Below are 14738 nucleotides of genomic sequence, written 5' to 3' on the forward strand. Positions count from 1 at the left end.
TCGCATTCGCGAGCAAGCCCGCTCCCACATTGATCTCTATACATCAGGTAAACCTCAGACTGCTCTGGCTTTTGACCTTGATCTCAGGCACCCGCCAACCACGCTGGCCGAACGCAACCTCACTGCTTCGCGTGTTTGGCCTGCACCTCAGGCATCGCCGAGGAGTGATGGTTGAGGATCTTCCACTGCCCGCCCACCTGCTCGTAGACGAAGGTATAGCGGGCCTGCACATGGCGCACCTGGCCGTTGGCCTCGGTCAGGGTGAAGGTGTAGACGCCGCTGTCCATGGCCACGTTGCTGCCCAGCTGGCGGATCTCGCGGTAGTTGATCTGCCCCACCGGCTTGAGTGCCAGGAAGTGGTCGAAGTAGTCGCCGATCTGCTCGGGCGTAGTGCGCACCTGGTTGGACACGGTGGGTTGCAGCACCGCGCCAGGCGCATACAGGTCCACCACCGACTTGACGTTACCGGTCTGCAGGGCGCTGTTCCAACGGTCGAACAGGCCGGCAATCTCACGGTCTTTCACATTCGTCGGGGCCTGGGCCACTTCACGGTAGACATAGGGGCTCGTGTCGGCAGCCTGGACAAAGGGTACGCTCAAGGCAAACATCAGGGCGAGTGCAGCGGGTTTGAATTGCATGGCGAAACTCCAGGGGTGGTCGGTGAGGCCACTTTGCCAAGCTGCCCGTCCCGTGCCATCGGCCAAGTGGAGGCATTTGCCTATGCCATATGGCAGATAGCGCCCGGGGTGCCTGGCGGGGTCTAATGAGCGTCCTTGCGACCGGAACGCTCACCATGCACAACACGCCTCTAGATCCCGGCAGCGCCTTGGCCATGCGCGCGCATTTTCGTCAATCGCAAAGCCGCACGGCACGCCTGCGGCTCTTGGTGGATACCGGGCAGGAACTGGCCCAATTGCCGCCCCAGGCCATGCGCGAACGCGTGCTTGCCAGGGCTTGCGCATTCCTCGCCATGGACCACGGCCTACTGCAGGAATGGGATGCCGAGGGCTGCGCGAGTGTCACCGCGCGCCATGGCAGCCCCGCGCACATCGCCCGCCTGACTACCCTCGCCGACCGCGACCTGTGTGCGCCACACTGGCACGCGTCGCCGCACAACGTGCTGCAGGTGCCATTGCGAGGCAGTGATGGCCAGGCCTTTGGCGTGCTGGTGCTGGGCAATAGCGTCAGCCTGCGCGCGCCGGAGCATGAAGACAGCGAATCCCTGCAATTGCTCGCCACGCTGCTGGCCGCGCACCTGCAAAACCAGCGTCTGCTGACCACGCTCAAGGCCCGCGACCGCGCGCTGTCCGACCTGGTCAACCGCTTGCTTCGTGCCCAGGAAGATGAACGCAAACGCGTGGCCTACGACCTGCACGACGGCCTGGCGCAGACCCTCGCTGGCTTGCATCAACGCCTGCAAGGGTTCGCCGGTCGCTGCCCCACGCTGCCGGATGCTCTGGCCGCGGATCTGCAGGCGATTCTCAGCCTGGCCCAACACTCTGTGGGTGAAGGCCGGCAACTGATCGCGGGCCTGCGCCCCACGGTGCTCGACGATTTCGGCCTGTTCAAGGCCCTCGACAAAGAAGCCGACCGCCTGCGTGATGCCGGCATCCAGGTGCTGTGGCGCTCGCACTGTGCGGCACGGCTGCCCAGTCCGGTGGAGATCGCTGTGTTCAGGATCGGCCAGGAAGCGATCAATAACGTGCTCAAACATGCGCAGGCAAGCCAGGTAGCGCTGACCCTGGAATTGCGCGACGAGACGGCCATCCTGCAAGTCGATGACAACGGCAAGGGCTTCGCACATGACCCGCACCGGAACGGGGCGGACCATGTGGGCCTTGCCACCATGCAGGAGCGCGCCAGCCTGCTGGGCGGCCGCTTCAGCTGTGTCAGCGTGGTCGGCGGCGGCACCCAGGTGCAGGCCAGCGTGCCTGCCCTTGTGAATGGAGCTGCGCAATGAGCCCCGTGTTACGCCTGGTCCTGGCCGATGACCATGAAGTGACGCGTACCGGTTTCGTCGCGCTGCTCGCCGGTCATCCGCAGTTCGAGGTGGTCGGCCAGGCACGTGACGGCCAGCACGCGGTGCAACTGTGCGAACAGCTGCTGCCGGATATCGTCATCCTCGATATCCGCATGCCGGTGCTCAACGGCCTGGGCGCCGCACGCCTGCTGCAGCAACGCCTGCCGACGGTAAAAGTGGTGATGTTCACCATGGACGACAGCCCCGATCACCTGGAAGCGGCGATGAGCGCCGGGGCGGTCGGCTATTTGCTCAAGGACGCCAGTCGTGACGAGGTGATCCAGGCCCTGCAAACCGTGGCAGCCGGTGGCGAAGCGCTGGACACTACGGTCAGCGCGCGCCTGTTGCGGCGCATGACCGAACGCCATACCAGCGGCGCGGCCCCCAGCGAACACCTCACCCCGCGGGAGCGCCAGGTGCTTGGCCTGGTCGCCAACGGCATGAGCAACCGCGCCATCGGTGAACACCTGGGGATTACCACCGGCACGGCCAAAGCCCATGTGGAGCGGGTGATCGGCAAGCTCGGCGCCGCCGACCGCACCCAGGCCGCCGTGCGCGGCATCGCCCTGGGCCTGGTGGCGCAACCATGAAGCGGCGTTGGGCCGACCTGCCACTGCGCGGCAAGGCGCTGGTGGTTATTTCATTGCCATTGGTGGTGCTGTTGCTGTCCCTGGTACTGATCTACACCACCGAACGCCAGACCGCGCGCGCCGAAGAAGATGTGCGCCGGGTGCTGCGCGTGCAAGGCGATATCCAGGCCGTGCACACCTTGCTCGCGGAAGCGGCGGCCAGTGTGCGCGGTTACCTGCTGACCCGCCGCGAAGACTTCCTGCCCAGTTACCGCAACGCCAGGCCGCAGATTGACGCCGCGCTGTTGCGGCTCGACCGCAACGTGCGCGATCAGCGGGTGCGTGAGCAGCTCAACGCGATAAAGCCGCTGATCGACGCAAAGGCCGACGGGCTTGAAGAGATGCTCAACGACAGCCACGCCAGCGCGCAATCGATCAGCGCCATTCTGATCAGCAACAAACACATCCTCGATGCCTTGCGCCAACACATCAGCACCATGCTGACCCTGGAGGCTTCGTTGCTGGCCGAGCGCAGCACCGCGGCCTACGAGACCCGTCAACGCTTGTTGCTGTCCACCTGGCTGGCGGCGATCTGCGGGCTGTTCGGCGCCATTGTCGCGGTGCTGTTCCTGTCCAAGGGCATTGTCGCGCGGGTGCAGAATGTACAGCGCAATGCGCAACGCCTGGCGCTGGGCCAGCCCTTGCTTGCGCAGCCACCGGAACAGGATGAGATCGGCCAACTGGGCACCCGCCTGGTGGAGGCCGGGTTGCTGCTGGCCGAACGTGAACGCGCGCTGCGCGACAACGAGGAACGCTTGCGGCTGATCATCGACGGGGTCAAGGACTACGGGATCTTCGCCCTCGACACCGCAGGCCATGTCACCAGTTGGAACAACGGTGCCGAACGCATCAAGGGCTATACCGAACAGGAAATCATCGGCCAGCATTTCTCGGTGTTCTACCTGCGCGACGAATGCCCGCAGCACCCGGACATGGCCCTGCGCGAAGCCACCCGCAATGGCGACTACACCGAAGAGGGCTGGCGCTGCCGCAAGGACGGCACGCGCTTCTGGGCCAGCGTGGTGATCACCGCCCAGTACGACGGCACCGGGGCGCTGCGCGGCTTCTCCAAGATCACCCGCGACATTACCGACCGCCGCGCCGCCGAGATTGCCTTGCGCACCGCCCGCGAAGAAGCCGAACGCGCCAGCCGCGCCAAAAGCGAGTTCCTGTCGCGCATGAGTCACGAGCTGCGTACACCGCTCAATTCGATCCTGGGGTTTGCGCAGCTGTTGGAAATGGATGCGCTATCGGGGCAAAAGGCCCACGTCAGGCATATCCTGCGCGCCGGCCAGCATCTGCTGACGTTGATCAACGAGGTGCTGGACATCGCCAAGATCGAAGCGGGAAGCCTGGCGCTGAATATCGCGCCGATCCCGCTGGCGGGCGTGTTGCAAGAGGCGCTGACGCTGGTGTCGCCCATGGCCGCCGACGCGGGTATCCGCATGCAACCCTTGCCGGTGTTGGCGGCGGACACGGGTATCGTTGCCGACCGTCAGCGCCTGACCCAGGTGCTGCTGAACCTGCTGTCCAATGCGATCAAATACAACCGGCGCGAAGGCCAGGTGAGCATCGAGGTCGGTGTCAGCGGGCCACGCTTCGAAGTGTCGGTGTGCGACACCGGCCACGGCATTGCGGCTGATCGCCTGGGACAACTGTTCACGCCGTTCGAGCGCCTGGGCGCCGACCCGAATGTGGAAGGCAGCGGCCTGGGCCTGGCGCTGAGCAAAAGCCTGCTGGAAAACATGCACGGCCGCTTGACCGTGCACAGCCAGGCCGGTGTCGGCTCGCGCTTTACCCTGGAGCTGCCGTTCGTGCGCGTGCCGGGCTCCACGGCTCTCGCCGCGCCCGTCATCGACACCGCGTTGGCGCGCCCTGCCCCCGCCGTTCGCGCCTTCCTGGGCAAGGTGCTGTGCATCGAAGACAACCTTTCCAGCCTGGCGCTGCTCGAAACCCTGCTGCAACGCCGGCCGGGCATAAAGCTGCTGTCGAGCATGCAAGGCCAACTGGGCCTGGACCTGGCCGCCCAGCATAGGCCGCAGTTGATCCTGCTGGATGTTTCGCTGCCGGACATCGATGGCGTGAAGGTACTGCAACGCTTGCGCGACTCGCCGATCACCCGCAAAACCCCGGTACTGATGATCATCGCCGACGCCAGCGACCTCACCCGTCAAGCCTTGCAAGATGCCGGCGCAACGGCGGTCCTGAGCAAGCCTATCAATATCCCGGCGTTTCTTGCCCACCTCGACCAGTATTTTCCGGAGCCTGTGTGAACCTCGACCTGCGCATTCTGATCATCGACGACCAACGCCCGAACCTCGACCTGGTGGAGCAACTGCTGGCGCGCGAAGGGCTGACCAACGTGCTGAGCAGCACCGAGCCGCTGCGCACCCTGGAGCTGTTCAACAGTTTCGAACCGGACCTGGTGATTCTGGACTTGCACATGCCCGAGCTTGACGGCTTCGCGGTGCTGGAACAGCTCAACCGGCGCATCCCCGACGGCGAATACCTGCCGATCCTGGTACTCACCGCCGACGCCACCCGCGACACCCGCCTGCGCGCCCTGGCCCTCGGCGCGCGGGATTTCATCAGCAAGCCTTTGGATGCGCTGGAAACCATGTTGCGGGTGTGGAACCTGCTGGAAACCCGGGCGCTGTACACCACCTTGCGCCGGTTGGTGCCGACGCAGCGGATTGAGCTGTTGCAACGGCGTGAATCAATGGGCAATCTCCACGCCGCCGGGGACACTCCGGCCTAGTTCCCCATCGATCGCACCTCAAGGAAGACCCGCACATGGCGGCTTCGAACAAATGGCTGATGTCGTCGGCCGCGTACTACCTGGATTTCTTCACCATTCCCTTGTTCATCGGCCTCGCGCTCTCGCTGGCTCCCCTTGACCCATGGCAACTGCTCGCCGGCCTCTTGGCCTGGACGCTGGTGGAGTATTCGGCGCACCGCTTTTTGTTCCACTCGCTGTACCGTCGCGAGCACTGGACCCATCACATTGATGTACTGGCCTATATCGGGGTGTCGAGCTGGAAAACCAGCTCCACCTTTGCCGCATTGCTGCTGTTGGCCTGGTGCACCGGCCTGACCTCATTGTTTATCGGCGCAGTCACCGGCTACTTCTATTACATCTCGGTGCACTACGTGATGCACCGTCCCGAGCATTGGGCGTATCCGTACATTCCGGGCCTGGTTGCCAATCACGACCTGCATCATCGCCAAGGTATCGAAAAAAACTTCGGCGTCTCCTCACCGCTGTGGGATCACGTGTTTCGTACCTTCATTCGTACCCCGGCGCGGGTTGAAACAGTGGAGTAAAGGTAACGTAGCCGTCATAAACCAGACGGAAGGCGCCAGACAGGGCTAAAGTTGCGGCGAATGGGGCGGATAACTCCTATGTTGTTTATATCCGTAACATCGTTCAGGGAACGAACTCATGCCGCCGAGTCAATCCAGCCGTACCGCCCTTTCCGCTCATCCACGCTTTCTCTGGTTCGCTTTACTCCCGGTCGTCCCCGCCGTGGCGTGGATACTCGTACAATCCGCCAGCCCCGCCAATCTCGCCGTCTGCGTGCTGCTGGTGCTGGTCGGCCTCGGGGCATGCGCCTTGAATACGCGGGCCCAACGTCAGGCGGTGCTGCACGCCCTGGTGCTGGAAGACCCTTCGATTGCCCAGGCCAGGCAAACCAGCCTGGATTCACGGGCACAGCTCGATGAAGTATTGCTGGGTGCCATGCCGATCTGGGCCAAGCACGTGGAAAGCTCGCGCCAACTGACCGAAGACGCCATTGTGAGCTTGGCCAACCGTTTCACCGGGATTTCCGCGCGGCTGCAAGACACCGTGCACGCCTCGCAGCAAGCCGCCGGCGAGCTGGATGGCCAGGCGGCCGACGGGGCGCTCAAGGTTCTGGCCCGCAGCGACAGCGAGTTGAGCCAGGTGATCGACTCCCTCAAGGCCACTCAATCGAGCCGTGACCAGACCCTGTCCCAAGTGCGCGGCCTTACCGCCTATACCGGTGAGCTGCGCACCATGGCCGCCGATGTGGCGGCCATCGCGGCACAGACCAACTTGCTCGCCCTCAATGCGGCCATCGAGGCGGCGCGGGCCGGTGAAGCCGGTCGCGGGTTCGCAGTGGTGGCCGATGCGGTGCGCAGCCTGTCGAGCAAGTCCAGCGAGACCGGCCAGCAGATGTCAGCCAAGGTCGACATCATCAATAACGCGATTACCCAACTGGTGCAGGCGGCTTCCAGCAGCGCCGACCAGGACAGCCACTCGGTGGCCGCCTCCGAGCAAAGCATCCAGTCGGTGCTCGAGCGTTTTCAGAACATTACCGGTCACCTGGCCGACTCCGCCGACCTGCTCAAGCAGGAAAGCTACGGGATTCGCGACGAGATGACCGAGGTGCTGGTCAACCTGCAGTTCCAGGACCGCGTCAGCCAGATCCTCAGTCACGTGCGCGACAACATGCACGCCCTGCATGAACACCTGCAGCAGGCCAGCCAGTCACCGGATGCGCCGGTGGCGATCGATGCCCGGCAGTGGCTGGCACGCATGGAGTCCACCTACGCCACCGACGAGCAGCGCCGCACCCACCATGGCCAAGCGGCCGCGCAACAGAATTCTCAAGACATAACTTTCTTTTAGGGAGCCCCTCATGGCGAAGAATGTATTAGTGGTCGACGACTCCAGCAGCGTTCGGCAAGTGGTTGGCATTGCCTTGAAAAGCGCCGGCTACGACGTGATCGAGGCCAGCGATGGCAGGGACGCCCTGAACAAGCTCACCGGGCAGAAGGTGCACCTGATCATCAGCGACGTGAACATGCCGAACATGGACGGCATCACCTTCGTCAAGGAGGTCAAGAAGCTGGCCAACTACAAGTTCACCCCGATCATCATGCTGACCACCGAGTCCCAGGAATCGAAGAAAGCCGAAGGCCAGGCCGCCGGTGCCAAGGCCTGGGTGGTCAAGCCGTTCCAGCCGGCGCAGATGCTGGCGGCGGTGTCCAAGCTGATCCTGCCCTGATTGCGGCCAAGGAGTTTTGCATGCCGATCACCCGTGAAACACTCGACGACACCGCCCACGTCGGTATCGACGGCGAACTGACCATCTATACGGTGGCCGAGCTGGCCGCCGCGCTGCTGCCACACATCGGCGCGGCGCCGCGCCTGCAGCTGGACCTGTCCCAGGTCACGGAAATGGACGGCGCCGGCCTGCAATTGCTGGCGGTCATCCAGCGCGAAGCGGGCCATACCGGCACGGCCTTGAGCCTGGCCGGCCAGAGCCAGGCGGTCGCGCAAGCTTTGCAATTGTGTCGCAACGGTGCCTTTTAGCCCGCGTCACAGCCCGTTCAACGATCGACAAGGAAGGTCCAGGTGAGCATCAATCTCGATCAGGCACAGCAGACATTTATCGTCGAGGCGCGCGAACTGCTGCAGGCCATGGAGCAATCCCTGCTGCAACTGGAGAGCGAGCCCGGCGATGAAGATGCCATCGGTGCGATATTCCGCGCCGCGCACACCATCAAGGGCTCCGCCGGGCTGTTCGGCCTGGCGCCGATCGTGGGCTTTACCCATATCGTCGAAGACGTGCTCGACCGCCTGCGCGACGGCAGTGTGGCGGTGGACGCCGCCTTGATCGCGCTGCTGCTCAAGTGCGGCGACCACATGCTCGAACTGGTTGACGTAGTCGCCAGCCGCGGTGAGGCCCTGACACCCGCCGCGCTGGAGCGCGGTGAGGCGTTGCGCGAGGCGCTGAGTGCCTATCAGCCGATGCACACCGCCACCGCCAACGTCGAAATCGCCGTGGTGGACGACGACACGGCGGCCGACGTGCTCTGGCATATTTCCCTGCGCTTCGGCGTGGACGTCTTTCGCAACGGCATGGACCCGCTGTCCTTTCTGCGTTACCTCGACACCCTGGGCACGCTGTTGCAGGTCACCACCTTGACCGACGGCATTCCCGCCGTGGACAGCTGGGACCCGGAAAGCTGCTACCTGGGGTTCGAGATTGACCTGCGCTCGACGGCCAGCCACGCCACCCTCAACGAAGTGTTCGACTTTGTGCGTGACGACTGTGAAGTGGACATCAGCGCCGTCGACGAAGCCTGCGACAGCACTGCCTGCCCCGCGACCGAGCTGGTCGCCCAGCCCGAATACGCCCCGCCCGCGCCGCAACGCGTGGCCGCGACCAGTGAGAAGCCTCGGGACGGCAACTACGTGAGGGTCAATGCCGACAAGCTCGACGAGCTGATCAACCTGGTCGGTGAGCTGGTGATCGCCAGCGCTGGTGCGAGTCTGCTGGCGCGGTCGTGCAACAACGACCCGCTGCAGGAAGCCACTTCGACCGTATCGGGGCTGGTGGAAGAGATTCTCGATGGCGCGCTGCACCTGCGCATGATCCCCATCGGCGACACGTTCAACCGCTTTCGCCGCGTGGTGCGCGATGTCAGCCAGGAACTGGGCAAGGACATCGACCTGATCATCAGCGGCGCGGAAACCGAACTGGACAAGACCGTGGTGGAGAAAATCGGCGACCCGCTGATGCACCTGCTACGCAACGCCATGGACCACGGCATCGAAAACGCCGAAGCACGGCTGGCCGCCGGCAAGTCCGCCAAGGGGCACCTGAGCCTGAATGCCTACCACGACTCGGGCAGCATCGTCATCGAAATCGCCGATGACGGCGCCGGGCTCAACCGCGAACGTATCCTGGAAAAAGCCCAGGAACGCGGGCTGGTCGCCAGTGGTGCGGTGCTCACCGACCAGGAAATCTACAACCTGATTTTCGAAGCCGGTTTCTCCACGGCCGAGACGGTGACCAACCTCTCCGGGCGCGGCGTCGGCATGGATGTGGTCAAGCGCAATATCACCCTGTTGCGCGGCACCGTCGACCTCGACAGCCACCCGGGCCAGGGCACCGTGGTACGCATCCGCCTGCCGCTGACCCTGGCGATCATCAATGGCTTTTTGGTGGGCATCGACCAGTCCACCTACGTGATTCCCCTGGACATGGTCCAGGAATGCATCGAGCTGGATGAACGCCAGCGCCAATCCAGCCGCAACCAGGGCTACCTCGACCTGCGCGGCGAAGTGCTGCCACTGGTGCACCTGCGTGACCACTTCAGCCACGAAGGCCTGGCGGCCCGCCGCCAGAATGTAGTGGTGGTGCGCTACGCCGAGCACAAGGCCGGGCTGGTGGTGGATGAGCTGCTCGGCGAGTTCCAGACCGTGATCAAACCCTTGGGCAAGCTGTTCGGCGCGCTGCGCGGCATCAGCGGCTCGACCATCCTAGGCAGCGGCGCGGTGGCGCTGATTCTGGATATACCGGCACTGCTCAATCAAATCGTACAACAAGAAGCCCGCACGCCCCTGGCGCCTCAATCGCCCCCGGTCGTCGTTCGCTGACGTATTTGCTTTCCATGGAGATTCCCTGATGAAATGGTTCTACGATCTTAAAATTTCCACCAAGCTGATCAGCTCATTCCTGGTGGTCCTGGCGTTGACGGCGGTCATGGGCGTGTTCGCCATCGCACAGCTCGGCGCCGTCAACAATGCGGCGCAGGAGATCAGGGGCAACTGGATGCCGTCGATGCGCGCGGCGGCCGGCATGCGTTTTTTTGCCGCCAACTATCGTTTGAAGGAAAACCGCAACATCAGCACCGAGGTCGCCGAGGAAAAAGCCCAGGCCGAGCGCGAAGCCGCCGAGGCCCGCCAGCAGTTCGAAACCCGGCTGGGCACCTACGAGCAGATGCTGTCGAACGACGAAGACCGTCAGCTTTTGGCCGGCGTGAAGAGCGCCTGGAGCGCTTACCTGGCGTCCAGCCAGCAACTGTTCGAGCTGTCCCGCCAGAATCAGGAAGCCCAGGCGCGCGGCGTGCTGCGCGGCGACTCCAAGGTGCACTTCGATGAGCTGACCAGCCGCCTGCAAAAAATGGTCGAGCTCAATGACGCCGGCGCCACCGTGGCCGGTGACAAGGGTGCGGCGCTGTATGACAGTTCACGCCTGTTGATCATCGTGGTACTGGGCGCGGCGCTGCTGATCGGCCTGGGCCTGGCCCTGTTCATTGCGCGGATCATTTCCCGCCCGCTGCGATTGGCCGCGACCGCCGCCGAGCAATTGGCCGAAGGCAACCTCAACACCCCTATCGCGCCAGGCTCGAAGGACGAAACCGGCATGGTGCTCAATGCCATGCGCAATATGGTCGGCAAACTCGCGCTGATCATCGGCGAAGTGCGCAACGCCGCCGACAACCTGGCCAGCGCCTCGGAGCAAGTCAGCGCCACCGCGCAGTCGATGAGCCAGGCCACCAGTGAGCAGGCCGCCAGCGTCGAGGAAACCAGCGCGTCGGTGGAGCAGATGAGCGCCAGCATCAACCAGAACACCGAGAACGCCAAGGTCACCGATGGCATGGCCAGCAAGGCCGCCAAGGAAGCCACCGACGGCGGCGAGTCGGTGCAGCAGACCGTGGTGGCGATGAAGAAAATCGCCCAGCGCATCAGCATCATCGATGACATTGCCTACCAGACCAACCTGCTCGCGCTCAACGCCGCGATCGAGGCCGCACGGGCCGGCGAGCACGGCAAAGGCTTCGCCGTGGTGGCCGCCGAAGTGCGCAAACTGGCGGAGCGCAGCCAGGTCGCCGCGCAGGAAATCGGCGAGTTGTCGTCCAGCAGCGTGGACATGGCCGAGAAGGCCGGCAAGTTGCTCGACGAAATGGTGCCATCAATCAACAAGACCTCCGACCTGGTGCAGGAAATCAGCGCCGCGTCCGAGGAACAGGCCGCCGGTGTCGCGCAGATCAACACGGCCATGACCCAGCTCAACCAGGTGACCCAGCAGAACGCCTCCAGCAGCGAGGAGCTGGCCGCCACCGCCGAAGAAATGAGCAGCCAGGCCGAGCAACTGCAACAAGCGATGAGCTTCTTCGTACTCGACTCCGCTCCCAGGGCCGCGGTTAACAGCAGCATGGAAAACCCGGGCAGCAAGCCAAACCGCCAACCACCGCGCCCTGCACCGCAGCCAGCGCGCAAGGCGTTTGCCTACAACATGGCCAGCGCGCCGGACGAATCGGAATTCACCCGTTTCTGATGTTGAACATCAATGCGGGCTTACAGGGAGAATGACATGGGTGCACTGATGACTACCCGGCATACCGCGTTGGCGGCCGATGAGGATGCGCAATACCTGACTTTCATGCTCGGGGGCGAGATGTTCGCCATCGGCATCCTGGGCATCAAGGAAATTATCGAATACGGCAGCCTGACCGTGGTGCCGATGATGCCCGCGTTCGTGCGCGGCGTGATCAACCTGCGCGGCGCCGTGGTACCGGTGGTGGACCTCTCGGCGCGTTTCGGCCGGGCGAACTCGCCGATTACCCGGCGCTCCTGCGTGATCATCATCGAAGCAAGCAGCGAAGACAGCCGGCCCCAGGACATCGGGCTGTTGGTGGACACGGTTTCGGCCGTGCAGGAGATCCCGGCGGCGCAGATCGAGCCCCCGCCCAGCTTCGGCGCGCGGATTCGCGCCGACTTCATCGGCGGGATGGCCAAGGTCGACGGCAAGTTCGTGATTGTGCTGGAGGTGGCGAAAGTACTGTCCATCGATGAAATGTCCAGCCTGGCCGACAGCGCCCAGGCGCCGACACTCGACCTCGACCCACGTTGAGGCCCGACCATGTCAGACGCCGCTGCACTCGATGACCGTGAGTTCGGTCAATTCCAATCCTGGCTGTACCGCGCGGCCGGCATCAACCTGTCGCCGGCCAAGAAAGCCCTGGTGGCCGGGCGCCTGTCCAAGCGCCTCAAGCACTATGAGCTGGACAGCTATGGGGACTATTTCAAGCTGATCATGAGCGACCAGCGCCAGGGCGAGCTGCAGGTCGCGCTGGACCTGCTGACCACCAATGAAACCTACTTTTTCCGCGAGCCCAAGCACTTCGACTTCCTGCGCCAGCAGGTATTGCCCAAGGCCGCACCGGGCAAAGTGTTTCGCGTATGGAGCGCGGCCAGCTCCTCGGGCGAAGAACCCTACAGCCTGGCGATGACCCTGGCCGAGAGCCTGGGCACCACGCCCTGGGAAGTGGTCGGCTCGGACATCAGCACCCAGGTGCTGGCCAAGGCGCGCAACGGGCATTACTCCATGGAGCGCACCGGCACCCTGCCCCAGCCGCTGCTGACCAAGTATTGCCTCAAGGGCATCGGCCGCCAGGAAGGCACGTTCCTGATCGACAAGACCTTGCGCAACCGCGTCAGCTTCGTGCAGGTCAACCTGAACGAGCCGTTGCCCGCGCTCGGCGAGTTCGATGTGATCTTCCTGCGCAACGTGATGATCTATTTCGACCAACAGACCAAGCGCCAGGTGGTCGCCCGTTTGTTGCCCCTGCTCAAGCCCGGCGGCTATTTCATCATCAGTCACTCGGAAAGCCTCAACGGGGTGAATGACACCTTGAAGCTGGTGGCGCCGTCGATCTACCACAAGCCATGAAAAAGCCTCTCGGTGCGACCGAAGTAGTGTTGGCGCCTGGCCAGGTCAGTTTCGCCACGCGGCCGACGCGCCTGCGTACCCTGCTCGGCTCCTGCGTGGCGTTCACCTTCTGGCACCCGCAACGGCTGATCGGCGGCATGTGCCACTTCATGCTGCCGGCGCGCTTGCGCAGCAATCAACCGCTGGATGGCAAATACGGCGACGAAGCGCTGGAGCTGCTGCTGCGGCATACGCGCGTGCATGGCACGCGACCGCAGGATTACCAGGTGAAGGCGTTCGGCGGTGGCCAGATGTTCCCCGCTGAGCAGCACCAGAATGTAGCCAGCTTGAATATCCGCGCAGCGCTGGCCCTTGCCGAGCACCACCATTTGCACCTGGCGGCCCAGGACATGGGCAGCACCGGCTATCGCACTATTGTGTTCGACCTGTGGAACGGCAACGTCTGGGTCCGGCATCAACCAATGGGAATACTTGAAAACAATGCCTTCGAAAAAAATCAGTGTATTGCTGGTCGATGACTCGGCCGTGGTGCGCCAGGTGCTGCTGGCGATCTTCAACGACACGCCGGACATCCACGTGATGGGCGCGGCTTCCGACCCGATTTTCGCCATGGAAAAACTCGCCCGCGAGTGGCCGGACGTGATCGTGCTGGACGTAGAAATGCCGCGCATGGACGGCATCACCTTTCTGCGCAAAATCATGAGTGAGCGGCCGACACCGGTGGTGATCTGCTCCTCTCTGACCCAGAAAGGCGCGGAGACCTCGCTGCAGGCGCTGTCGGCCGGCGCGGTGGAGATCATCACCAAGCCCACCACCGGGTTGAAGAACTTCCTGATCGAGTCGGCGGCCGAGCTGGTCGCGGCGATCCGCGCCGCCGCCCATTCCAACGTGAAGAACCTGGGCAAGCGCAGTGCGCGACCGGTCCCCGCGCCTGCGCCGGCGGGCAAGCTCAGCGCCGATGCGATCCTGCCCGCCGCCAACGGCCAGGCCATGGCCCAGACCACCGAACGTATCGTCGCCATCGGTACGTCCACCGGCGGCACCCAGGCGCTGGAAGCGGTGCTGACCGCGCTGCCAAGGGTGTGCCCGGGCATGGTGATCGTGCAGCACATGCCGGAGAAATTCACCGCGTCCTTTGCCGAACGCCTCAACAGCGTGTGCCAGATCGAGGTGCGCGAGGCCCGCAACAACGACCGCATACTCCCCGGCCTGGCCCTGATCGCCCCCGGCGGCAAGCACTTGATGGTGACGCGAAGCGGCGCCTTTTATCACGCACAGGTCATCGACGGGCCGCTGGTCAACCGCCACCGCCCCTCGGTGGATGTGCTGTTTCGCTCGGTCGCCAAGTTTGCCGGCAAGAACGCCACCGGCATCATCATGACCGGCATGGGCGACGACGGCGCCAGGGGCCTCAAAGAAATGCTCGATGCCGGTGCGGCCACCGTGGCCCAGGACGAGGCCAGTTGCGTGGTGTTCGGCATGCCCAAGGAAGCCATCAAGCTCAATGCCGCCCAGCGCATCATGGCGCTGCAGGATATTCACCAGGCGATCCTGCATAAGTGAGAAACGCACCACTGTTGCAACCGATAACAGTCCTTT

14 protein-coding genes and 1 pseudogene are annotated in these 14738 nt (G+C 63.9%); 14 read left to right on the top strand and 1 reads right to left on the bottom strand.

Going from position 1 to position 14738, the window contains the following annotated elements; translation table 11 throughout:
• Positions 1 to 119: 119 nt before the first annotated feature.
• On the bottom strand, positions 120 to 638 hold the full coding sequence (locus ACLH0H_RS26545) for an SgcJ/EcaC family oxidoreductase (protein WP_411380323.1): 519 nt from the start codon (positions 636 to 638) through the stop codon (positions 120 to 122).
• Between the two features lie 155 nt (positions 639 to 793).
• On the opposite strand from ACLH0H_RS26545, the gene ACLH0H_RS26550 reads away from it, so the two are divergent.
• The 14 genes and pseudogenes from ACLH0H_RS26550 (at position 794) to ACLH0H_RS26615 (ending at position 14702) form a co-directional block, all read left to right on the top strand.
• On the top strand, positions 794 to 1960 hold the full coding sequence (locus ACLH0H_RS26550; protein WP_411380324.1) for a sensor histidine kinase: 1167 nt from the start codon (positions 794 to 796) through the stop codon (positions 1958 to 1960).
• Positions 1957 to 2610, top strand: a complete 654-nt coding sequence (locus tag ACLH0H_RS26555; protein ID WP_411380325.1) for a response regulator — start codon at positions 1957 to 1959, stop codon at positions 2608 to 2610. The genes ACLH0H_RS26550 and ACLH0H_RS26555 overlap by 4 nt, the downstream gene beginning before the upstream one ends.
• Entirely contained in the window at positions 2607 to 4922 is a 2316-nt protein-coding gene (locus ACLH0H_RS26560; protein WP_411380326.1) for an ATP-binding protein, read from the top strand. Before ACLH0H_RS26555 ends, ACLH0H_RS26560 begins: the two co-directional genes overlap by 4 nt.
• Entirely contained in the window at positions 4919 to 5407 is a 489-nt protein-coding gene (locus tag ACLH0H_RS26565) for a response regulator (protein WP_076952282.1), read from the top strand. The genes ACLH0H_RS26560 and ACLH0H_RS26565 overlap by 4 nt, the downstream gene beginning before the upstream one ends.
• A gap of 35 nt (positions 5408 to 5442) precedes the next feature.
• Entirely contained in the window at positions 5443 to 5973 is a 531-nt protein-coding gene (locus ACLH0H_RS26570) for a sterol desaturase family protein (protein ID WP_411380327.1), read from the top strand.
• Positions 5974 to 6355: 382 nt separating this feature from the next.
• A pseudogene (locus ACLH0H_RS26575) lies at positions 6356 to 7300 on the top strand (methyl-accepting chemotaxis protein); the annotation flags it as partial.
• 10 nt (positions 7301 to 7310) lie between these two features.
• Positions 7311 to 7679, top strand: coding sequence for a response regulator (locus ACLH0H_RS26580; protein WP_076952285.1), 369 nt, complete (start codon positions 7311 to 7313; stop codon positions 7677 to 7679).
• 20 nt (positions 7680 to 7699) lie between these two features.
• Positions 7700 to 7987: a lipid asymmetry maintenance protein MlaB gene (locus tag ACLH0H_RS26585; RefSeq protein ID WP_411380328.1), complete on the top strand. Its 288-nt coding sequence runs from the start codon at positions 7700 to 7702 to the stop codon at positions 7985 to 7987.
• A 42-nt stretch (positions 7988 to 8029) separates the two neighbouring features.
• The gene (locus ACLH0H_RS26590) at positions 8030 to 10060 is read left to right on the top strand and encodes a chemotaxis protein CheA (protein ID WP_411380329.1); all 2031 of its coding nucleotides are present in this window, start codon (positions 8030 to 8032) and stop codon (positions 10058 to 10060) included.
• A 28-nt stretch (positions 10061 to 10088) separates the two neighbouring features.
• Positions 10089 to 11744, top strand: coding sequence for a methyl-accepting chemotaxis protein (locus ACLH0H_RS26595; RefSeq protein ID WP_411380330.1), 1656 nt, complete (start codon positions 10089 to 10091; stop codon positions 11742 to 11744).
• 36 nt (positions 11745 to 11780) lie between these two features.
• On the top strand, positions 11781 to 12320 hold the full coding sequence (locus ACLH0H_RS26600; RefSeq protein ID WP_411380331.1) for a chemotaxis protein CheW: 540 nt from the start codon (positions 11781 to 11783) through the stop codon (positions 12318 to 12320).
• Positions 12321 to 12329: 9 nt separating this feature from the next.
• Entirely contained in the window at positions 12330 to 13139 is an 810-nt protein-coding gene (locus tag ACLH0H_RS26605) for a CheR family methyltransferase (RefSeq protein WP_186689618.1), read from the top strand.
• Positions 13136 to 13657 (top strand): chemoreceptor glutamine deamidase CheD, encoded by a 522-nt coding sequence (gene cheD / locus ACLH0H_RS26610; protein WP_307393632.1) that lies wholly within the window; start codon positions 13136 to 13138, stop codon positions 13655 to 13657. The genes ACLH0H_RS26605 and cheD overlap by 4 nt, the downstream gene beginning before the upstream one ends.
• On the top strand, positions 13620 to 14702 hold the full coding sequence (locus ACLH0H_RS26615; RefSeq protein WP_411380332.1) for a protein-glutamate methylesterase/protein-glutamine glutaminase: 1083 nt from the start codon (positions 13620 to 13622) through the stop codon (positions 14700 to 14702). Before cheD ends, ACLH0H_RS26615 begins: the two co-directional genes overlap by 38 nt.
• Positions 14703 to 14738 lie beyond the last annotated feature (36 nt).

This window comes from Pseudomonas sp. MPB26, assembly GCF_046605355.1.
GTDB classification, from domain to species: Bacteria; Pseudomonadota; Gammaproteobacteria; order Pseudomonadales; family Pseudomonadaceae; genus Aquipseudomonas; species Aquipseudomonas cedrina.